This is a genomic window from Parablastomonas sp. CN1-191, assembly GCF_049354825.1.
Taxonomy (GTDB): Bacteria; Pseudomonadota; Alphaproteobacteria; order Sphingomonadales; family Sphingomonadaceae; genus Novosphingobium.
Window position 1 is genome coordinate 2,081,355 of sequence record NZ_CP186480.1, and the last position, 20,057, is coordinate 2,101,411.

A 20,057-nucleotide genomic window follows, 5' to 3' on the forward strand; every position below is an offset into this window, starting at 1 on the left:
TCTCCGTTGCAGTGGTCAGTCGATCGGCGTGGGCGTAACGAACCAGCCGTTGCCGATCAGCGGCTCGACCGTGGTGGCGATCGGGTCCGCAGGATTGCGCAGGTAATCGAGCGCTTCGAGGAAATCGCCGCGACGGTCGCCAGCGGCGGCCACGAAGCACCAGTCGCGCGCGGCATCCACCAGGCGCGCCTCCTTGGTATCGTCGCCGCCGCGCACCAGCAGCAGGCGATCGGTGCGGTCGGGATCCAGGCCGACTGCGCGCAGCACCGTGTAGACCGCATCAGCGCGTGCGACGGGCAGGGCCGACTTCCAGAAAACCGTCAACCCGGCCGCGCGCAGCTTGCCCAGCGCGTCGATCAGGCCGGGTGCGGGGGTCGGCGCGTCGTTCGGATCGAACGTGCCGGTGGCAGGATCGAGGTCGAGCACGACCGCGGGGGGCTGCGCCGCGCACGGCAGGCGCCTGGGGCCCGCCATGACCGACGTGGGATCGATCACCACCGAATCGCGCGCCGTCCCCTCGGGCAGTGCCGCCTGCGCCAGCGCGTAGGCCGCGAACGCGCCGATCGGGGACGCCGCGGCGGCGCTGGTCGGCGCCGGAAGCGCCTTGAGATCGGTCTGGACGACCTGGCTGGCAACGACTTGCGGACCGATGTCGTCAGTGCGCGGCTTCTCCCGGCTCACGCCCCTGGCCAGCGCGCCGGCAGCCGCCATTGGCACCGCGGCGACGCACCCCGGTAACAACGCCAGGGCGATCAGGGCCGACCAGGACGCGCGCGCCGTTATCACGCTGCCTCGCGCTGCCTGACGGTACGGAATTCGATCTTCTTGTCATACGGCGCACCCACGATCATGCGCTGGACGTAGACGCCCGGCAGGTGGATGGCGTCGGGATCGAGGCTGCCGGCCGGGACCAGCTCTTCCACTTCGACCACGCAGACCTTGCCGCAGGTCGCGGCGGGTACGTTGAAGTTGCGTGCAGTCTTGCGAAATACCACGTTGCCGGTCTCGTCGGCTTTCCACGCCTTCACCAGCGCCAGGTCGGCGAAGATGCCGCGCTCCATAACATAGTCCTCGGGGCCGTTCGGGCCGTCGAATGAGCGGATCTCCTTGCCCTCCGCCACCAGCGTGCCGACGCCGGTCTTCGTGTAGAAGGCCGGAATGCCGGCGCCGCCAGCACGCATTCGTTCAGCCAACGTGCCCTGTGGACAGAACTCGACCTCAAGCTCGCCGGCCAGGTACTGCCGCTCGAACTCCTTGTTCTCGCCGACGTAGGACGACACCATCTTCTTAACTTGCCGCGTGCGCAGCAGTTTGCCGATCCCTTCGTTGTCGATGCCGGCGTTGTTGGAGAAAAAGGTCAGGCCCTTCACGCCCGAATCCCGCACCGCGTCCAGCAGCCGCTCGGGCAGGCCCGACAGGCCGAAGCCGCCGCTGGCGATCAGCATGCCGTCGCGCAGCACGCCGCCTAATGCAGCAGCGGCATCGGGGTAGAGCTTGTTCATGGCAGGACTGTCCTCATCGCTCGGTAGGCTCGCGCCGCGCTAGTCGAAAGTGGCGGTCCGGACAATTGCAACGCGCTGCGCGGCAATTGCAAGGCGCAGCGGGGCAATTGCCAAGGTTCGACCAATCCAAAAACCGCTTTGAAGAACGGGCGCAAACAGCTGGCGGCCTACACCAGGCGCCGCTACCTTCGCGGCCATGCGGTTCGCGATTGCCCTGACACTGCTCCTGGCCGCAGGCTGCGAACCCGGAACGACTGGCGGGGACCAGCCGTCGCCTGCCGCGCCCGAAACGAGCGCCGCGCAAGCCCCGGCCGGGCGCACCCCGTCAAACCCGGCGCCGCCGGATATGACGCCGGCCGACCTGCCGCCGCGCCTGCGCGCGCTCGGCACCGAGCCGTTCTGGTCGGCCGACATCGTTGGCGACACGGTCGCCTGGTCAGCGCCCGATGGTCCCGGCTCGACGTTTGCGATCACGCGCCGCGCCACGCCGGAGGGCGCAGTTCTGGTTGGCCGGCTTGACCAGGCCAACTTCGTGCTTGCCATCGCGCGGCGTGACTGCAGCGACGGGATGAGCGACCGGACCTATCGTTGGCGCGCGGTACTGCGCCGCAACGGACAATCGCTGCCGGGATGCGCGGAAACGCCTGACCGCTTGAAAGCGGCGCCCGCACCCTGACCTTTGCTGCACCGCGGCGGACAGGATACCCGGTTGCAATCCGCGCATGGTCGACCCTTGGGCAATGTCCAATTTTTAGGCAGAGATTGCCGTAGAAAAGGGCAGAATACGGGCGCCATTGCGCGTCACGCAATGGGTATGATGCAAATTCCGCAACAACTTTTGCTCTTTTCGCACTTGCACAAAAACCGTCCCGACGGCACTTAGAGCCTGCCTTTCAGGCATCCTCTCCCAAAACTTCCAAGGCCCGGACGGCAACGTTCGGGCCTTTTTTTCATGGGCGCGATTGCGCGTACGCTCTTGGCCAGCCGCGGTTTGCAATCGCGGAACCTCGACCCCACCTTCGCTTTTCTAGCCCGGGTCCCGGGACAACAGCGAAGAAGGCGAAGAACGAGATGGCGGAAGCCGCGGTCAAGGTGGACGAGCGCACGATCAAGCTGCGCGTAGCCGACGCAAGGCAGGAGGAAAGCGGCCAGGGCATCGCCCGCCTGCCGCGCACCGCATTTGCGGCCCTGGGCATTGCCGAAGGCGACACGATCGAAATCGTCGGCAAGCAGGCCACTGCCGCGCGCGCGGTCCACACATATGCCGAAGACGAAAGCCTCGAGGTCATCCGCCTGGACGGCCTGCAGCGGTCGAACGCCGAAGTCGGTGCCGGCGAGCATGTCGAAATCCGCCGCGCCGAATCGCGCCCCGCCCAGCGCGTGGTGTTCGCCCCTTCGCAGCGCGACATCCGCCTTCAGGGCCCGTCCGAAGCGCTGAAGCGCAACTTCTTCGGTCGCCCGCTGGTCGCCGGCGACCTTGTCGCCACCGCCGGGCAGCAGCGCGTGGGGGACATGCCCCCGCAAGTCGCGCGGATGTTCAACGCGCCCGCCTTTGCACTCACCCAGATCCGCCTCACCGTGGTCTCGACCGTGCCCAAGGGCATCGTCTTCATCGACGAGAACACCGAGGTGGAGCTGCGCGAGGAGTTCGAGGAAGCCAACGCGCCGCGCGGCGACGTCCTGTACGACGACGTCGGCGGCATGGGAGACACGATCCGCCAGCTGCGCGAAATGGTCGAATTGCCGCTGCGCTATCCCGAATTGTTTACCCGTCTGGGCGTCGATCCGCCCAAGGGCGTTCTCCTTCACGGCCCGCCAGGCACCGGTAAGACGCGGCTTGCCCGCGCGGTCGCCAACGAGAGCGATGCCAGTTTCTTCACCATCAACGGGCCCGAAATCATGGGCTCGGCCTATGGCGAATCGGAAAAGCGCCTGCGCGACGTGTTCGAGGAAGCCGCCAAGGCGGCCCCTTCGATCGTCTTTATCGACGAGATCGATTCGATCGCCCCCAAGCGTGGGCAGGTTCAGGGCGAGGCTGAAAAGCGCCTTGTGGCCCAGCTGCTGACGCTGATGGACGGGCTGCAGGCGCGCTCCAACATCGTCGTCATCGCCGCCACCAATCGGCCCGACGCGATCGACGAGGCGCTGCGCCGGCCCGGCCGTTTCGATCGCGAGATCGTCATCGGTGTGCCGGACGAAAGCGGCCGGCGCGAGATTATCGGTATCCATACCCGCGGCATGCCGCTGGCCGAGGATGTCGATCTGGACGAACTGGCGCGCACCACGCACGGCTTCGTCGGCGCCGACCTGGCGGCGCTGACGCGCGAGGCCGCGATCGACGCGGTGCGCCGGATCATGCCGCAGCTTGATCTCGAAGCGCAGACCATTCCTGCCGAAGTGCTGGAGAACCTGTCGGTCACGCGCGACGATTTCCTGGCCGCGATGAAGCGCATCCAGCCCAGCGCCATGCGTGAAGTGATGGTGCAGGTCCCGAATGTCGGCTGGGACGATATCGGCGGGCTTGGCGAAGCGCAGGAGAAGCTGCGCGAGGGCGTGGAATTGCCGCTGCGCAATCCCGACGCCTTCCGCCGCCTGGGCATCAGGCCGGCCAAGGGCTTTCTGCTTTACGGGCCGCCCGGCACCGGCAAGACCTTGCTGGCCAAGGCTGTGGCGAAAGAGGCGGAAGCCAACTTCATCGCCATCAAGTCGTCCGACCTGCTGTCCAAATGGTACGGCGAAAGCGAACAGCAGATCGCCCGGCTGTTCGCCCGCGCCCGCCAGGTCGCGCCCTGCGTCATCTTCATCGACGAGATTGATTCGCTGGTACCGGCGCGCGGCTCGGGCATGGGCGAGCCGCAGGCGACCGCGCGCGTGGTCAACACGATCCTGGCCGAAATGGACGGGATGGAGGAGCTGAACTCGGTCGTCGTGATCGGAGCGACCAACCGGCCGACGCTGGTCGACCCGGCGCTGCTGCGCCCGGGCCGTTTCGACGAACTGGTCTATGTCGGCACGCCCGACGCGGCCGGTCGCGAGCACATCCTCAAGATCCACACGTCCAAGATGCCCCTGGCGAGCGACGTCGACCTGGCGGCGGTGGCACGCGATACCGAGCGCTTTACCGGCGCCGATCTCGAGGACGTCGTGCGCCGTGCCGGCCTAAACGCCATCCGCAAGAGCGGCGTGAAGGTCGAGACCGTGACCGCCGCCGACTTTGCCGAGGCGCTGGTCGATTCGCGCGCCACGGTGACCGAGGCGATGGAGGAAGAATACGCCCGGATGAAGGGCGAGCTCAAGAAGCGCGCTGCCGAGGTGAATCCGCCGATCGGCTTCCTGGCACCCGGCATGGTTACGCCGACGCGCGAGAGCAAGCACGCGCCTTGACCGGCGGGCACCGCCCTGCGGCTCAGGCCGTGGGCGGTGCCGGCAGCGCCGGGCCGCCGTCGTCCGGCCCCTCGCGCTTGAGCGCTTCGGGCATCCGGCAGCGCAGCCAGTCGAGCATGATCTCGCGCATGGTGTTGCGCAGGCGGTTGAGCGCGCCCGGTTCGGCCGCGCTCATGACCAGCTTCAATTCGACTGCATCGATCTTCGCATCGGACACCTGTAGCGAAGCGTTGCGGCGATCCCAGTCGCCCTCCTTGTCGATCGCGGCGAGATAGGCGGCGCGGATCGGCTCGACCGGGTTTCCGGGAAGGATCGGCAGCACGACCGAGCCGAGGATGCCGCCGCCGGCGCGGGTCCAGTTCTGGAAGCTGCCATCGAGAAACTTGGCGGTCGGCACGATCAGGCGCCGCTCGTCACCGGTGCGGATGACGACGTAGGAGAGACGAATATCCTCGACCCGGCCCGCCTCGCCATCGATCACGATGTAGTCGTCGATCCGGATCGGTTCGGTCAGCGCGATCTGCAGCCCGGCGATCAGCGACTTGAGCGCCGGCTGCGCCGCAGCGCCTACTGCAAGGCCGGCCAGACCCGCCGAGGCCAGCAGCGTGGTGCCGATGGTGCGCACACCGGGGATTGCAAACAAGATCAGCGCGATGACGACGAAGCCGATCAGGAAGCGCAGCGTGCGCGACAGGATGCGGATGCGGGTGCGCTGGCTGCGCGCACTTTCGCTGTCGCCTTGCGAGGATGCGCGTTGGTCCAGCCCGCCGGCAATGCCGCCGACCAGCGCGAACGCGCACCAGCCGATCAGGACCGCGACCAGCAGCCGCCCGAAATCGGCCCACAACAAGGCAAGGATGGGGTTGAGCGGCGCGGCGATCGCCAGTCCGAGCGCGCCCATCAGCACGCGCGTCGGGCCGCGCAGCCGCGCCACCACGGCATCGTCGGTACGAAACGACGAATAGCCGACCAATCGCCGCAGCAACGCGAAGACGCCGAAATGGATCAGCACCGCGATGGCCACAGCGACCGCCGCGATGATCCCGGCCTCGGTCCACTGGGCGGTCATCGCGCCGAGTGCGCGAAGCGAATTGGGCGTTGCAGGCATGCGCAGCGTCCTGCCCGCCGCGCCTGCTGCTGACAACCCGTCAGCGGGTCAGCGGGAAGACCAGGTGCTGCTCCATGCCGTCGTCATGGAAACGCCGTTCGAAGCGGCCACGGATCTGCCGCGCCGCGCCATCGACCAGTGACGATCCGAACCCTTCCTTGCCCGGGGCCGGCGCGACGACGCCGGTGGCTCCGCGCTCGCGCCAGGTCAGATGCAGCTCGTCCTGGTCGTTGCAGAGCCAATGTACGTCGATATGGCCGCCCGGCCTGGACCAGGCGCCATACTTGACCGCGTTGGTGGCAAGTTCGTGCAGCACGAGCCCGACCGGCACGATAGCCGCCTCGGGCAGCTCCACTTTCGGACCTTCGGCGGCGCACGTGGTCGCGCCGGTCCGGTAAGGCGCCAGCGCAGTATCGACCAGTTCGTCCAGACGGGCGACGCGGTGATGGGGCGATCCTTGCGTGACCGAGTGCGCCTTCAGCAGCGCTTCTATCCGGCCGGCAACCTGCTCGATCGCGGGCTTGCTTTCGGGGCTTTCGCGGCCCGACATCCTTACGATCGCCAGGACCACGGCGAAAAGGTTCTTGACCCTGTGGTTCAGCTCTCCCGCAAGGAGGTCCGCCCGGTCGCGCGCGGCCCGCAAGTTAGCGGCCTGCGCCTCGCTCGCCTCGGCCCGCGCGGCGCGCAGAACCTGGCTGAGGCCAAGCGCAAGCGCGATGACGATCAGTCCCATCAGCGACACCAGCAGCGGCACGATGCGATTCTCGTTCGCTACCGACGAGGCGCGAATGGTGTCGAGACGGCCCGATTCGATGGCGTCGAGCCGGTCGATATCGCTGCGCAGCCGTTCCATCAGCCGCTGCCCCTCGTCGGTCAGGATGCGCCGCTGCGCCCCCTCGCGATCGCCGGCGCCAAGCTGCACGACGGTAGCCTCGATCTCTGCGAACTTGGCCGCGGCCAGGCCGGTGATTTCGTTGGCTAGCGCGAGCTGGTCGGGGCTGCGCGCGGAGACGGCACGGCGAAGTTCATCGCTCAGCGGCGCGAGTTGCGCACGAGCGGCGCGATAAGGACGCAGGTATCGGTCGTCGCTGGTTATGAAGTAGCCGCGCTGCGCGGTCTCGGCGTTGACGGCGATCCGGCCGATGCCGGCCAGCAGTCCGACGATGAGCTCGGTCTGCTGCGCCTGGGCGCGCTCGCGCTGCTCGGCCTTCAGGGTCGCGACGATCAGCAACAGCCCGCCGATCAGCCCGATCGCCACCAGTGCGAACAGCATCAGCACCGGCAGCCGCGGCGCACCGCGCCACGGGCCGCGGCGCGGCTTCTCACCTTGTGGCGTCGCGATCATGCGGCGTGCCTAGCGCAGCGAGCCGGGCTTGGCGACCGCGCAAAACCCGGGCTATTCGAGCATCTTGGCATGATGACCGGCGTCAGTGCGCCGCGCCCCAGCTCGGCCCGGTGCCGATCTCGATGCCCAGCGGCACGTCGAGCCGGACTGCGGGCTGTGCCGCCTCGGCCATGACGCGCTCGATCACCGGCTTGGCGGCCGCGACGTCGACTTCGGGAAGTTCGAACACCAGCTCGTCATGGACCTGCAGCAGCATGCACACGTGGCCGAGGCCGGCTTGCTGCAGCGCCGGCATCATGCGTGCCATCGCGCGCTTGATGATGTCGGCGCTGGTTCCCTGGATCGGCGCGTTGATGGCCGCGCGCTCGGACCCGGCGCGTTCGTTCGGATTGTTCGACCCGATGCGCGGGAACCACGTCTTGCGGCCGAACAGGGTCTCCGAATATCCGCAGCCGCGCACGCTTTCCAGCGTGGCGTGGATGTAATTGCGAATACCCGGAAAGCGTTCGAAATAGCGGTCGATCATGGCCTGCGCCTCGTCCGCCGTCACCCCCAGCCGCCCCCCCAGGCCCCAGCGGCTGATGCCATAAAGGATGGCGAAGTTGATCGTCTTGGCGCGGCCGCGGGTGTCGCGGTCGACCGTGCCGAACATCTCCTCGGCCGTGCGGCTGTGAATGTCCTCGCCCGCGGAAAATGCCTCCTTCAGAGCGGGGACGTCGGCCATGTGCGCAGCCAGCCGCAGTTCGATCTGCGAATAGTCGGCGGCAAGGAGGACGTTGCCGGGCTCAGCCACGAAGGCATCGCGGATCTGGCGGCCGATTTCGGTACGGATGGGGATATTCTGCAAGTTCGGGTCGGTCGACGACAGGCGCCCGGTCTGCGCCCCGACGAGGCTGTAGCTGGTATGGACCCGCCCGGTCGCGGGGTTGATCGCGGCCTGCAGCGCCTCGGTGTAGGTGGACCGCAGCTTGGACAGCTGGCGCCATTCGAGAACCAGGTTCGCCACCGGCGCACCTTGCGCCGCCAGTCCTTCGAGCACTGACTGGTCGGTCGAGTACTGCCCCGTCTTGCCCTTCTTGCCCCCCTTGTAGCCAAGCTTCTCGAACAGCACGTCACCCAGCTGCTTTGGGCTGCCAATGGTGAATTCGTGCCCGGCAGAGGCGAAGATTTCACCCTCGAGCCGCGCGATCTCGGTCGCGAAAGTGGCCGAGAGCTGGGCCAGCTTGTCGCGGTCGACCTTGATGCCGTGCCGCTCCATCGCCGCGACGACCGGGATCAGCGGGCGGTCGACGCGCTGATAGACGCGCGTCGCGCCCTCCCCGGCCAGCCGGGGCCGCAGGACCTGCCACAGCCGCCAGGTCACTTCCGCATCCTCGGCGGCATACTGCGTGGCCCGGTCGAGCGGCACCTCGCCGAAGGGGATGGCCTTCTTGCCGGTGCCGCAAATCTCCTTGAACGTGAGCGTCGTGTAATCGAGGTGGCGTACGGCGAGTTCGTCCATGCCGTGGCCGCCGCCGATCCCATCCAGGCTGCGCCCGGCGTCGAGGTCGAAGCTGGCGATCATCGTGTCCTCGACCGGCGCCAGGTCGATGCCGTGCCGAGCCAGGATGTTGATGTCGTACTTTATGTTCTGTCCAACCTTGATGACCGCCTCGCTCTCAAGCAGCGGCTTCAGCATCGCGAGCGCCTGCATCAAGGGCACCTGAGCGGGCTTTTGCGTGAACATGTCGGTGCCGCCGCCGCCTTCGCTGAAGTGGCCGAGCGGAACGTAGCAAGCCTCGCCCGCGCCAGTGCACAGGCTGATCCCGGCGAGGTCCGCGCGCATGGCGTCGAGCGCGCTGGTTTCGGTATCGACCGCTACCAGCCGCGCCGCAAAGGCCTTGTCGATCCAGCGTTGCAGGGCTTCGGGCGTCTGGACGCACTCATACCGCTCACGGTCGATCGCCGGCCATTCGGGCAGTGACTGGCCGCTGCCGCCCGGAATGGCGAGCGCGCCCGGCGTCACCGGCTTGGCCGGATTGAGCTGCGTCTTCGGGCCGGGGCTGCCGCGCCCGTCGTCCAGCCGTTTCAACAGGCTGGTAAAACCGTGCTCGGTCAGGAATGCGGCCAGCGGCTCCTTCGGAATGGCCGATAGCTTGAAGTCCTCGATCGGAATCGGCAGCGCGCAATCTTCCTTGAGTTGCACCAGTACGCGTGACAGGCGCGCCATGTCGGCCTGCTCGATCAGGCTTTCGCGCAGCTTGCCGGCTTTCATCTCCGGCGCCGCCGCCAGCGCCCCTTCCAGGCTGCCGTGCTCCTGGATCAGCTTCGTCGCGGTCTTGGGCCCGATACCGCGGATGCCGGGCACGTTGTCGACGCTGTCACCCATCAGCGCCAGCACGTCGCCGACGAGCTCGGGCCTGACGCCGAACTTCTCCTCGACCTCGGCCACGTCGATGCGCTGGCTCTTCATCGTGTCGAGCATGTCGATGCAGCCGCCGCCTTCGCTGCACTTGCCGACCAGCTGCATCAGGTCCTTGTCCGAGCTGACGATGGTGACGTCCCAACCCTGCAGCGTGGCGGCGCGGGCGTAAGAGGCGATCAGGTCGTCCGCCTCGAGATCGTCCTCCTCGATGCAGGCCAGGCTGAACGCGCGCGTGGCATCCCGGATCAACGGGAACTGCGGCACCAGGTCTTCCGGCGGAGGCGGCCGGTTGGCCTTGTACTGGTCGTACAGCGCGTTGCGAAAGCTGGTCGAACCCTTGTCGAGGATTACCGCCAGGTGGGTCGGCCCGTCCGCCTTGTTAAGGTCGTCGGCCAGCTTCCACAGCATGGTCGTGTAGCCATAGACCGCACCCACCGGGGTTCCGCGCGGGTTCGTCAACGGCGGCAGGCGGTGATAGGCGCGGAAGATATAGGCCGAACCGTCGACCAGGTAGAGATGCTGCTTGGTGTCCATCGGCCCGGCCTAGCAGGGCCGGCGCGCGCGCGAAATGCGCCTTTTCCGCTCTCTTCCAGCGAGGCGCGGCGCCCGCGGCCCGGCGGGGCCGGGGCGCGGCCAAGCGACAATTGCTTGCATAGGTTTTGGAAGCCGATTATTTGACGCGGCGAAGTCTACCGTCGAGGTAGGCTTTCCGCGCGGAAGCTCCGGCTGGCGCGCGTGGTCCACTCGCTGTTCTTAAGGATACCATTCATGCGCAAGTTCGTTCTCGCCGCCGCCGTTGCCGGCGCTGCCCTGACCCTGTCGGCCTGCGGTGACAAGACCGCCGACGACGCCGCCGCCACTGCTTCGGACGCGGCGATGACCGCTTCGGACGCTTCGGTTGACGCCTCGATGGCCGCCACCGACGCTGCCATGGGTGCCGCCGACGCCGCTGCCGGCGCTTCGACCGCCGCCACCGACGCTGCCGCCGCCGCTTCGACGGCCGCCACCGACGCCGCCGCCGCGGCTTCGGACGCTGAGAAGAAGATGTAATCTTCGCCTCACGGCAATTAAAAACGGACAAGGGCGTCGGGAGCAATCCCGGCGCCCTTTTCTGTTCGCGTGCGGCCCCGGCTACGCAACGATCGTGTCAATGACGCAACAGTGACGCAAAATCGTAACACGCTGCTTTCGGATGGAGCGCGAAGGCAATATTTAGCGGTCCGGGACGCCGGGCTGATCCGGTGCCGCTCAGGGGCCCAATACCATGCAGACGCTTCGCGCTTCGTTGCTCGCTTCGCTTTCGCTGTTCACGCTCGCAACTCCGGCGCTGGCGCAAGACGCCCCCGCGACCGACGAGAGCACACCCGGTTCCACCATCATCGTCACCGGCACCCGGTCGGCGAACCGTACGGTCGAGCAGTCGAACGTGCCGGTCGACGTTCTGTCTAACCAGGCGCTGACCACCAGCGGCTCGGGCGAGACGAACAAGATCCTGAACAAGCTGGTCCCGAGCTTCAACTTCCCGCAGCCCGCCATCAACGATGGCACCGACGCGATCCGTCCGGCAACGCTGCGCGGCCTGTCGCCCGACCAGGTGCTGGTGCTGGTCAACGGCCGCCGCCGCCATGTCTCGGCGCTGCTCAACATCAACGGTTCGGTCGGACGTGGTTCGGCCGCAGTCGACATGAACTCGATCCCCACGATCGCGCTCGACCGGGTCGAGGTGCTGCGCGACGGCGCCTCCTCGCAGTACGGCTCCGACGCTATCGCCGGCGTGATCAACCTGCGCCTCAAGACCGCCAATCACGGCGGCCGCATGACCGCCAGCTACGGCAAGTTCGACACCACGCTGGACGGCGTTGCCAACGTGACCGGCCTGCAGACCGCCAGCGGACAGCCGTTCTTCGATCCCGCCGATGCCGCCGGGTCGGCTTCGTCGCGCTATCTGGCGGCGACCACCGATGGCGAGCGTCATGTCAGCGACGGCGAGACCTACACCGTGTCGGGCAACGTCGGCCTGCCCTTCTTCGGCAACAACGACGGCTTCATCAACGTGACGGGCGAATACCGCCACCGCGGCTATACCAACCGCCAGGGCTTCGACTTGCGCCCCAACTACAACCGTCCCACCGCGGCTTTCGACCCGCGCGAGCTGACGTTCGATCGGCTTGAGTACCGGTTCGGCGATCCCGCCGCTGACGACTACGTCCTGTTCCTCAACTCCGGGGTGCCGATCAGCGATTCGGTGGAGTTCTTCACGTACGCCAGCTTCAACCAGCGCGATTCGCTGAGCGCGGCCAACTTCCGCCAGCAATCGGCATCGACCAACCGCGACTACTCGGTGCTGGCGCCGGGCCAGACCGCGAACGCGGCCAATTTCGTGCCGCTGACCGCTGACGGCTTTCTGCCCTTCATCCAGTCCGACCTGACCGACTATTCGGCGACCGCCGGGCTGCGGACCACCGCGGGTGAGTGGAAGGCCGAAACCGCGATAAGCTACGGCCACAACGAGTTCGACTACCGGGTCGAGAACTCGCTCAACACCAGCTACGGTCCGGGCGGTCAGCGTTCGTTCGATGCCGGCGGGTTGCGCTACAGCCAGTACCTGGCCACGCTCGATGTCAGCCGCGAATACGACCTTGGCCTGGCCAAGCCGCTGACCGTCGCGTTCGGCGCCGAGAACCGGCTCGAACGGTTTGCCGAGCGCCCGGGCGAGGTGACCTCCTATGCCGCCGGGCCGTACTTCAAGCCCGCGATCACCAACACCACGCTGGCCAACTGCACCGCGCAGGGCGGCGCCTACAGCGGCACGACCTGCTCGTTCCCGGGCCGCGCCGCCGCCGTGGGCGCGCAGGGTTTCCCCGGCATCCCGGCGTCGAGCCGGACCAACGTGCAGCGCACCAACCAGGCCGCCTACCTCGAGCTCGATACCGACCCGTTCCGAGGCTTCAGCCTGACCGGGGCCGGCCGGTTCGAGCATTATTCGGACTTCGGCAACGCGGTTACCGGCAAGCTGGCGGCGCGTTATGAATTCGTGCCCGGGTTCGCGGTGCGCGGATCGGTCTCCAACGGCTTCCGCGCCCCGTCGCTGCACCAGCAGTTCTTCACCACCACGTCGACCAACATCGTCAGCGGCCAGCTTGTCGACGTGGCGACGCTGTCGGTGAACAGCCCGATCGCGCAGCGCCTGGGGTCCAAGCCGCTCAAGCCGGAAAAATCGGTCAACCTGTCCGCCGGCTTTACCGCCAACCCGCTGCGCGGGCTGAACTTCACGGTCGATTACTACAACATCAAGATCAACAACCGTATCGTCCTGACCGAGATTCTCGGCAACGGCGGCACTGGCAACACCAGCGCCGTACAGGCGGCGGTCACCAGCCTGATCCAGGCGAGCTTCCCGCAGGTCAGCGCGGCGCGCTTCTTCATCAATGGCCTCGACACCCGCACCCAGGGCGTCGACGCGGTGATGAACTGGCGCCTGCCGCTGGGCGAAGGGGTAGGCCGTTGGAACCTGACCGCGGCCTACAACTATAACAAGACCAAGATCCTGACCTATCACAACGATCTTGGTCCGCTCGCGTCGATCCCCGGCCTGGTGCCTTTCGGGCGGGTCGAATCGATCCGCTTCACGCAGGGCCAGCCGCGCGACAAGATCGTCCTCAGCCTCGACGGCGATGTCGGCAAGTTCGGCGTCGGGCTGCGCACTACGCGCTATGGCAAGGTGGTTTCGCCCAACGCCACCTTCCCGATCGCCAATCCCGCCAGCCTGACCGACTACGGGCCGGACGACGTGTTCCTCGACCCCAAGTGGATCACCGACCTGGAACTGCGCTTCAAGCCGACCAGCCGGATCACGCTGACTGCGGGCGCGGACAACCTGTTCGACGTCTATCCCACCCGCTCACCCTACGGGCCGCGACCGGCCACGGTCGGGGGACAGTACCCGGTGACGCAGGAGTTCCTGCCCTATTCGACCTTCTCGCCGTTCGGGTTCAACGGCCGCTTCCTCTACGGGCGCGTCTCGGTCGACTTCTGATCGCGGCAAGCTAAGGAAAAGGCCCGCGGGGAGCGATCCCCGCGGGCCTTTTCGTGTCCGTTGCGGCGGCTTAGCGCGACGCGGTTTGCGTGCCTTTCAGCAGGCCGCGCGATTCCGCCTCGAACCCGTCGTAAAGGGTGCGGGCGATCGTCGCGATGCGCTCGTCCCGGGCGGGCTTGGAGCCTTGGCCGGTGACATAGACCGCGACCGCGTATTCGCGTCCATCTGGCGTCCGGATGAAGCCGACGTCGCTCGACGTGTTGTTGAGCGTGCCGGTCTTGTGCGCCACGCTGGCGCCAGCCGGCATCAGGGCCTTCAGGCGGCGCTTGCCGGTGACGCAGCGTTCCATCGCGGAGAACAGGACCGCGCGGCTGGAATCGGACAGCCACTGGCCCTTGCGCAGCCCGGCAAGCAGGCGAACCATCGTCTGCGGATTGACCGAATCGCGGGTGTCGACGCGGGTGGCGGGATCGACCAGGCCATCGTCGCGTACCAGCGTGGCGATGTCGCGCTGGAGGTTGAACCCGGTCAGCCCGGTGCCGGCAACCCAGCGATTGACCGCAGCGGGCCCGCCGACAGCGGCCAGCAGCCCGTCGGTCGCCTGGTTGTTGGAATGGATCAGCGCCAGATCGATGAGCTGGCGCGCCGACAGCATCGGCCCGGCACGAACCGGGGCGACCGCGCTCGACAGCTTGGCCGACGGGATCGGCATCATCATCGGGAAGCGATCGTCGAGGCCCCAGCGGCCTTGGTCGACGCCCTGCAGGAAGGTAGCGACGATGGCGACCTTGCTGGTCGAGGCCATCGGGAACGGCTGGCTGTCCAGCATGCCCACCGTGCGACCCGTCGCCAGGTCCATGGCGGCAACGCCGATACGGCCGCGGTCGGGGCCGGCGACGCTGGCCAGCAGCTTGTACAGCGGATCGGCGAAGACGGTGGGGGCGACGCTGACCCGGGTAATCGCCGCGCTGGACGTCGGCGCGGTGCGCGCGACCAGCGGGTTGGTCCGCGGCGCGGCCGTGACCGGGGCCGACTTCGCCCCGCCAATAACCGTGTCGAAGGTCTTTTCCAGCGCGTCGGCACCGGCGGTGGCGGTTGGCACTGCCAGGATGGCCGCAGCAGCGAATGTCGCCGCAAGGCGAGTTTTCAAGGTCTTCATCACCGGCCCTACATATCCCCCTCAGGATTTCCACAAGGCTAACGACTTGGTTGCCTTGCGTTCAACCAATCCTGCGGCGAAGCGAGACTCTTAGCTGACGAACCGTGGAACTTGTGCGATTCCGCAAGACTTTATCTGTGTTCGTGGAAGTGTTTCACGCCGCGCGCGTGACTCAGATCGCGTACTGCGCCCCCAGTTCGATCACGCGATTGGACGGAATCGCGAAATAGTCGGTCGGATCGGCAGCGTTCCGGTGCAGTGTCACGAACAGGACGTCCTGCCACAACGGCATTCCCGCATCGCCATCGGCGAAAGCATAATTGTTGCGGCCGATGAAGAAACTGGCCTTGTCCGCGCCGGGCAGGCCGGCGGCGATCAGATCGCTGCGCACGTCGGGGGTTTCCATGAAGCCGTAGCGAAGCTCGACCCGTGCAAACGTATCGTCGATCCGCGTGACGGCCACCCGTTCCCCCGGTTCCGCCTGCGGGCGGCGCAGCGTCTTGACCGTGGTTACGAAGACGTGGGCGTGCAGCACCCCGTTATGCTTAAGGTTGTGGAGCAGGGCGTGCGGCGTCAGTTCGTTTCGCGCGGTCAGGAACACGGCCGTACCGGGCACGCGCGTAGGCGGCCGCTTGGCAAGCGCACGCGCCATGTCGGCCAACGGCACGGCGCCGTCGTTTTCGAGTTCGGACACGATCCGGCGGCCGCGAATCCAGGTGACGATCACCAGCATCAGCGCGGCCGCGATCGTCAGCGGCACCCAGCCGCCCTCGATCACGCGCAGGATATTGGCGCCGAAGAACACCAGGTCGATGGCCAGAAACGGCACGATGACCGCCAGCGCCGCCGGCACACTCCAGTTCCAGCGGTTGCGGACCACCACGAACGCCAGGCAGCAGGTCACCACCATCGTCCCGGTAACCGCGATGCCGTAAGCGGCCGCCATAGCGGATGACGTGCGGAAGCCGAGCGTGAGCATAACCACGCCGGCCAGGACCGCCCAGTTGACGAAGGGAATGTAGATCTGCCCCTCATGTCCCGGCGAGGTCTGTTCGATCTTGAGGCGCGGCAGCAGCCCCAGCTGGATGGCCTGCCGGGTCAGTGAGAAGGCCCCGGTGATGACGGCCTGGCTGGCGATGATCGTGGCCGCCGTGGCCAGCAGGACCATCGGCAGGCGCACCGCATCGGGTATCATCAGGAAAAACCAGTCAAGGTTGGCGAACGGCCTGCCGAGACGGTCGGACTCCTCAAGCACGCGGATCGCGAACGCGCCCTGCCCGAGGTAATTGAGCGCCAGCGCCGGGAACACCAGCAACGCCCAGCCGAGCCGGATCGGGCGCTTGCCGAAATGGCCCATATCGGCGGTAAGCGCTTCCGCGCCGGTGACGGTCAGGAACACCGCGCCCAGCACGAACAGCCCCAGCACGCCTTCGTGCGCTACGAAGTTGACCGCGTGCCAGGGCAGGAATGCCTGCAGGATCGCCGGCCCGTCGGCGATGTGGATCAAGCCCAGCGCGCCGATTGCCAGGAACCAGACGATGCAGACCGGCCCGAACAGCTTCGATACGGTTGCCGTCCCGCGCGACTGGATCGCGAACAGCCCGGCCAGAATCGCCAGGGCGATCAGGATAATGCGGCTTTCGGTGAACAGCGGGGCGGCGGCGGGCAGCGACTTGAGCCCTTCCACCGCGGACAGCACAGACAAGGCCGGCGTGATCACCGCGTCGCCATAGAACAGCGCCGCGCCGAGCGCGCCCAGCATCAGGACGAAGCCGCCCCGGCGCCGTGCACCGCCGCGCTGCGCCAGCGCCAGCAGCGCCAGCACCCCGCCTTCGCCTTCGTTGTCCGCGCGCATCAGGAAGACGACGTACTTTAGCGTGACGATCACGATCAGCGCCCACAGCGCCAGGCTCATGACGCCGACGATTTCCTCGCGCACCAGCCCGTCCGACGCGGCCTGACCGAGCGCCTCGCGAAAAGCGTAAAGCGGACTGGTGCCGATATCGCCGAAAACGACGCCGATGGCGCCGATCGTCAGCGCTGCGGTTCGAGGGCGATGGTGGGACGGTTCGCTCGCACCCGGCGAGGCCAATTCGGAAAGCGACATGAAGGCGCCGGCTCCTGTGCCGGCACGATGCCGGGCGCGGCCCAATACGCCTGTCCACGCCCGGCGCAAATGCGTTTAACGCACTTGCAGGTGAGGTTTCCGCGCCTTCCCGGGGATCAGGCCGCGGCGATGGCGGCGGCGATCTCGGCCGATGAATGCGACGTCAGCGTCTTGGGCAATTCGCCCACCAGCGCCTCGCGCAGCTTGCCGTGATAGTGCTTGCGCATCTCGCCCAGCGTCACCGGATCGGCAATGACGAGAAGGTCGCTGATCGCGTGCGTCAGCACGGCGTGGTTCAGATATTCGGCCACGCCGGCCGCGTGCGCGAATTCGTCCATGTCCTCGGATCCCGAGGTACCGCTGTCCTGGTGGCGCATGCCGGCGCTGCGGTTGGTGTCCGACACCTCCGGCGTGCCGAGCGCGGTCAGCTCGATCGCTGTGGTATCGTTGCCGCTGCGCATCATCACGAAGCGTTCACCATCGGCGATGGCGACGTGGGTGTGGGGCGGAAGTATCATGGCGGTCGTCTCCGGGACTAAGGGTGCGTGGCTCTCCCTTACCTAACGGGCGGCGGCCGCGTTTGGTCCGCCGATGGCACGAACTTTTGTGGCGGGAACTCGCCCGATGAGGAGATGTTGTTCGATCAGTCTCACAACGAAGGGTCATCACCATGAAAAGCCGGGTACTTTCCCTGATCGCCTGCGGCACCTTTGCGCTCGCCACCGCGGCGTGTTCCGACAAGACGCCTGATACCGCCGCCAGCGACGCCGCCAGCGACATGGCATCGGCGGACGCGGCCGACACGATGGCGTCGTCGACGATGGCTTCTCCGAACACGGCTGAGGCCCAAGGTGGCGCGGCCACGTTCCTCACCGATGCGATGAAGGGCGACAACAGCGAAGTGAAGCTGGGCAAGCTCGCCGCCAGCATGGGTAGCGCCGCTGGCGTCAAGGCCTTCGGGTCGATGCTCGCAACCGATCACGGCAAGGCCGCCAAGGACGTGGCGGCGCTGGCCGGCAAGATGGGCGTGCCGACCACGACCGCCACCAAGGCCGAGGCCGATGCCGAATATGCCAAGCTGCAGGGCCTCAGCGGCGCCGCCTTCGACACGGAATTCGCGCGCTACATGGTCGAAGACCATACCAAGGACATCGCTGCGTTCGAAAAGGAAGCCGCCAGCAGCGATCCCGCCGAGGTGACCGCACTCGCCAAGGCGACGCTGCCGACACTGAAAAAACACCTCGCCGCCGCCCAGGCACTGGCGAAGTAGACGCAAAAAAAAGGCCGGGGATCGCTCCCCGGCCTTTCCTGTTGGTAAGTCGGACTTGCCGACCCTGGCGGGTCTTTAGAAGTCCATCCCGCCCATGCCGCCACCGGGCATCGCCGGCATGGCGGGCTTGTCGTCCGGCTTTTCGCTGATCGCCGCTTCGGTGGTGATCAGCAGGCCGGCGACCGAAGCCGCGTTCTGGAGCGCGGTGCGGACGACCTTGGTCGGGTCGATCACGCCGGCGGTCACCAGGTTCTCGTACGTGTCGGTCGCGGCGTTGAAGCCCATGTTCTCGTCGTTGCCGTCGATGAGCTTGCCCGAGACGACCGCACCGTCATGGCCGGCGTTCGAGGCGATCTGGCGCACTAGTGCCGTCAGCGACTTGCGGACGATGTCGACCCCGCGGGTCTGGTCCTCGTTCGCACCGGTCAGGCCTTCGAGGGCCTTGGCCGAGTACAGCAGCGCGGTACCGCCGCCCGGAACGATGCCTTCTTCTACCGCGGCGCGGGTCGCGTGGAGCGCGTCGTCGACGCGGTCCTTGCGCTCCTTGACCTCGACTTCCGAGGCACCGCCGACCTTGATCACGGCAACACCGCCGGCCAGCTTGGCCAGGCGTTCCTGCAGCTTCTCGCGGTCGTAATCGCTGGTCGTCGTCTCGATCTGGGCGCGGATCTGCTCGACCCGGGCCTTGATCTCGTCGGCCGAACCATTGCCGTCGACGATCGTGGTGTTGTCTTTGTCGATCGTGACCTTCTTGGCCTGGCCGAGCATGTTCACGGTCACCGACTCCAGCTTGATGCCGAGGTCTTCCGAGATCATCTCGCCCGCGGTCAGCGTGGCGATATCGCCCAGCATCGCCTTACGGCGATCGCCGAAGCCCGGCGCCTTGACCGCCGCGACCTTGAGGCCGCCGCGCAGCTTGTTGACCACCAGGGTGGCCAGCGCTTCGCCCTCGATGTCCTCGGCGATGATCAGCAGCGGACGGCCCGACTGCACCACGGCCTCGAGGATCGGCAGCATCGCCTGGAGCGACGACAGCTTCTTCTCGTGGATCAGGATGTAGGGGTTATCGAGCTCGACGGTCATCTTGTCGGGATTGGTGATGAAGTACGGCGACAGGTAGCCGCGGTCGAACTGCATGCCTTCGACGACATCGAGCTCGAACTCGAGGCCCTTGGCTTCCTCGACGGTGATGACGCCTTCCTTGCCGACCTTTTCCATCGCTTCCGCGATCTTCTCGCCGACTTCGCGGTCGCCGTTGGCCGAGATGATGCCGACCTGGGCGATTTCCTGCGAGCCGGAGACGGGCTTGGAGCGCGCCTTGAGGTTCTCGGTCACCTTCTCGACCGCAAGGTCGATGCCGCGCTTGAGGTCCATCGGGTTCATGCCGGCGGCGACCGACTTCATGCCCTCGGTCACGATCGCCTGCGCCAGCACGGTGGCGGTGGTGGTGCCGTCACCGGCGTTGTCGTTGGTCTTCGAGGCGACTTCGCGCAGCATCTGCGCACCCATGTTCTCGAACTTGTCCTTGAGCTCGATCTCCTTGGCGACGGTTACGCCGTCCTTGGTGATGCGCGGCGCGCCGAAGCTCTTGTCGATCACGACGTTGCGGCCCTTGGGGCCGAGGGTAACCTTCACCGCGTTGGCGAGGGTATCGACACCGGCGAGAATGCGTTCGCGCGCATCGCGCGAGAATTTGACGTCCTTGGCAGCCATTGTGTGCTTCCTTGCTTAGATAGGATGGG

14 protein-coding genes are annotated in these 20,057 nt (G+C 66.9%); 5 read left to right on the forward strand and 9 right to left on the reverse strand.

All coding sequences use genetic code 11. The annotated features are described in order from the left end of the window. Positions 1-15: 15 nt before the first annotated feature. Together ACOYW6_RS10380 and ACOYW6_RS10385 are read right to left on the reverse strand one after the other, a co-directional pair. Entirely contained in the window at positions 16-711 is a 696-nt protein-coding gene (locus ACOYW6_RS10380; RefSeq protein ID WP_423141238.1) for a hypothetical protein, read from the reverse strand. Between the two features lie 71 nt (positions 712-782). Next, complete coding sequence (locus ACOYW6_RS10385) at positions 783-1,502, reverse strand: CoA transferase subunit A (RefSeq protein WP_423141239.1); 720 nt, start codon at positions 1,500-1,502, stop codon at positions 783-785. Positions 1,503-1,698: 196 nt separating this feature from the next. On the opposite strand from ACOYW6_RS10385, the gene ACOYW6_RS10390 reads away from it, so the two are divergent. Both ACOYW6_RS10390 and ACOYW6_RS10395 read left to right on the forward strand, forming a co-directional pair. Continuing rightward, a complete protein-coding gene (locus ACOYW6_RS10390; protein WP_423141240.1) occupies positions 1,699-2,178 on the forward strand; it encodes a COG3650 family protein in 480 nt (159 codons plus the stop codon). 395 nt (positions 2,179-2,573) lie between these two features. Then, positions 2,574-4,886, forward strand: a complete 2,313-nt coding sequence (locus ACOYW6_RS10395; protein ID WP_423141241.1) for a CDC48 family AAA ATPase — start codon at positions 2,574-2,576, stop codon at positions 4,884-4,886. 22 nt (positions 4,887-4,908) lie between these two features. Here ACOYW6_RS10395 and ACOYW6_RS10400 read toward each other — a convergent pair whose 3' ends face one another. From ACOYW6_RS10400 to polA, 3 genes are all read right to left on the reverse strand, one after another. Next, complete coding sequence (locus ACOYW6_RS10400) at positions 4,909-5,994, reverse strand: mechanosensitive ion channel family protein (RefSeq protein ID WP_423141242.1); 1,086 nt, start codon at positions 5,992-5,994, stop codon at positions 4,909-4,911. Between the two features lie 40 nt (positions 5,995-6,034). Next, the gene (locus ACOYW6_RS10405) at positions 6,035-7,339 is read right to left on the reverse strand and encodes a sensor histidine kinase (RefSeq protein ID WP_423141243.1); all 1,305 of its coding nucleotides are present in this window, start codon (positions 7,337-7,339) and stop codon (positions 6,035-6,037) included. 82 nt (positions 7,340-7,421) lie between these two features. Next, on the reverse strand, positions 7,422-10,277 hold the full coding sequence (polA, locus tag ACOYW6_RS10410) for a DNA polymerase I (RefSeq protein WP_423141244.1): 2,856 nt from the start codon (positions 10,275-10,277) through the stop codon (positions 7,422-7,424). A gap of 234 nt (positions 10,278-10,511) precedes the next feature. Between polA and ACOYW6_RS10415 the strand changes: the two genes are divergently transcribed. Together ACOYW6_RS10415 and ACOYW6_RS10420 are read left to right on the forward strand one after the other, a co-directional pair. After that, positions 10,512-10,793, forward strand: coding sequence for a hypothetical protein (locus tag ACOYW6_RS10415; RefSeq protein ID WP_423141245.1), 282 nt, complete (start codon positions 10,512-10,514; stop codon positions 10,791-10,793). Positions 10,794-11,007: 214 nt separating this feature from the next. Continuing rightward, positions 11,008-13,779 carry a TonB-dependent receptor plug domain-containing protein gene (locus ACOYW6_RS10420; protein WP_423141246.1) on the forward strand — a complete coding sequence of 924 codons (2,772 nt, stop codon included), beginning with the start codon at positions 11,008-11,010 and terminating at the stop codon, positions 13,777-13,779. A gap of 70 nt (positions 13,780-13,849) precedes the next feature. Here the strand turns inward: ACOYW6_RS10420 and ACOYW6_RS10425 are convergent, their stop codons facing one another. From ACOYW6_RS10425 to ACOYW6_RS10435, 3 genes are all read right to left on the reverse strand, one after another. Continuing rightward, complete coding sequence (locus tag ACOYW6_RS10425) at positions 13,850-14,938, reverse strand: serine hydrolase (protein WP_423141247.1); 1,089 nt, start codon at positions 14,936-14,938, stop codon at positions 13,850-13,852. Between the two features lie 172 nt (positions 14,939-15,110). Further along, complete coding sequence (locus ACOYW6_RS10430; RefSeq protein WP_423141248.1) at positions 15,111-17,045, reverse strand: potassium transporter Kup; 1,935 nt, start codon at positions 17,043-17,045, stop codon at positions 15,111-15,113. A 116-nt stretch (positions 17,046-17,161) separates the two neighbouring features. After that, positions 17,162-17,563 (reverse strand): host attachment protein, encoded by a 402-nt coding sequence (locus ACOYW6_RS10435; protein ID WP_423141249.1) that lies wholly within the window; start codon positions 17,561-17,563, stop codon positions 17,162-17,164. 152 nt (positions 17,564-17,715) lie between these two features. Here ACOYW6_RS10435 and ACOYW6_RS10440 point away from each other — a divergent pair, with 152 nt between their 5' ends. Next, entirely contained in the window at positions 17,716-18,315 is a 600-nt protein-coding gene (locus ACOYW6_RS10440) for a DUF4142 domain-containing protein (protein WP_423141250.1), read from the forward strand. Positions 18,316-18,390: 75 nt separating this feature from the next. Here ACOYW6_RS10440 and groL read toward each other — a convergent pair whose 3' ends face one another. Next, positions 18,391-20,028, reverse strand: coding sequence for a chaperonin GroEL (groL, locus tag ACOYW6_RS10445; protein WP_423141251.1), 1,638 nt, complete (start codon positions 20,026-20,028; stop codon positions 18,391-18,393). Positions 20,029-20,057 lie beyond the last annotated feature (29 nt).

What these genes read in the sequence shown, in the direction of transcription:
- ACOYW6_RS10435 (WP_423141249.1), bottom strand. Translation starts at nt 17,563, where the DNA reads ATGATACTTCCGCCCCACACCCACGTCGCCATCGCCGATGGTGAACGC.
- ACOYW6_RS10440 (WP_423141250.1), top strand. Translation starts at nt 17,716, where the DNA reads ATGAAAAGCCGGGTACTTTCCCTGATCGCCTGCGGCACCTTTGCGCTC.
- groL (WP_423141251.1), bottom strand. Translation starts at nt 20,028, where the DNA reads ATGGCTGCCAAGGACGTCAAATTCTCGCGCGATGCGCGCGAACGCATT.
- ACOYW6_RS10425 (WP_423141247.1), bottom strand. Translation starts at nt 14,938, where the DNA reads ATGAAGACCTTGAAAACTCGCCTTGCGGCGACATTCGCTGCTGCGGCC.
- ACOYW6_RS10430 (WP_423141248.1), bottom strand. Translation starts at nt 17,045, where the DNA reads ATGTCGCTTTCCGAATTGGCCTCGCCGGGTGCGAGCGAACCGTCCCAC.
- ACOYW6_RS10380 (WP_423141238.1), bottom strand. Translation starts at nt 711, where the DNA reads ATGGCGGCTGCCGGCGCGCTGGCCAGGGGCGTGAGCCGGGAGAAGCCG.
- ACOYW6_RS10400 (WP_423141242.1), bottom strand. Translation starts at nt 5,994, where the DNA reads ATGCCTGCAACGCCCAATTCGCTTCGCGCACTCGGCGCGATGACCGCC.
- ACOYW6_RS10405 (WP_423141243.1), bottom strand. Translation starts at nt 7,339, where the DNA reads ATGATCGCGACGCCACAAGGTGAGAAGCCGCGCCGCGGCCCGTGGCGC.
- ACOYW6_RS10415 (WP_423141245.1), top strand. Translation starts at nt 10,512, where the DNA reads ATGCGCAAGTTCGTTCTCGCCGCCGCCGTTGCCGGCGCTGCCCTGACC.
- polA (WP_423141244.1), bottom strand. Translation starts at nt 10,277, where the DNA reads ATGGACACCAAGCAGCATCTCTACCTGGTCGACGGTTCGGCCTATATC.
- ACOYW6_RS10420 (WP_423141246.1), top strand. Translation starts at nt 11,008, where the DNA reads ATGCAGACGCTTCGCGCTTCGTTGCTCGCTTCGCTTTCGCTGTTCACG.
- ACOYW6_RS10390 (WP_423141240.1), top strand. Translation starts at nt 1,699, where the DNA reads ATGCGGTTCGCGATTGCCCTGACACTGCTCCTGGCCGCAGGCTGCGAA.
- ACOYW6_RS10385 (WP_423141239.1), bottom strand. Translation starts at nt 1,502, where the DNA reads ATGAACAAGCTCTACCCCGATGCCGCTGCTGCATTAGGCGGCGTGCTG.
- ACOYW6_RS10395 (WP_423141241.1), top strand. Translation starts at nt 2,574, where the DNA reads ATGGCGGAAGCCGCGGTCAAGGTGGACGAGCGCACGATCAAGCTGCGC.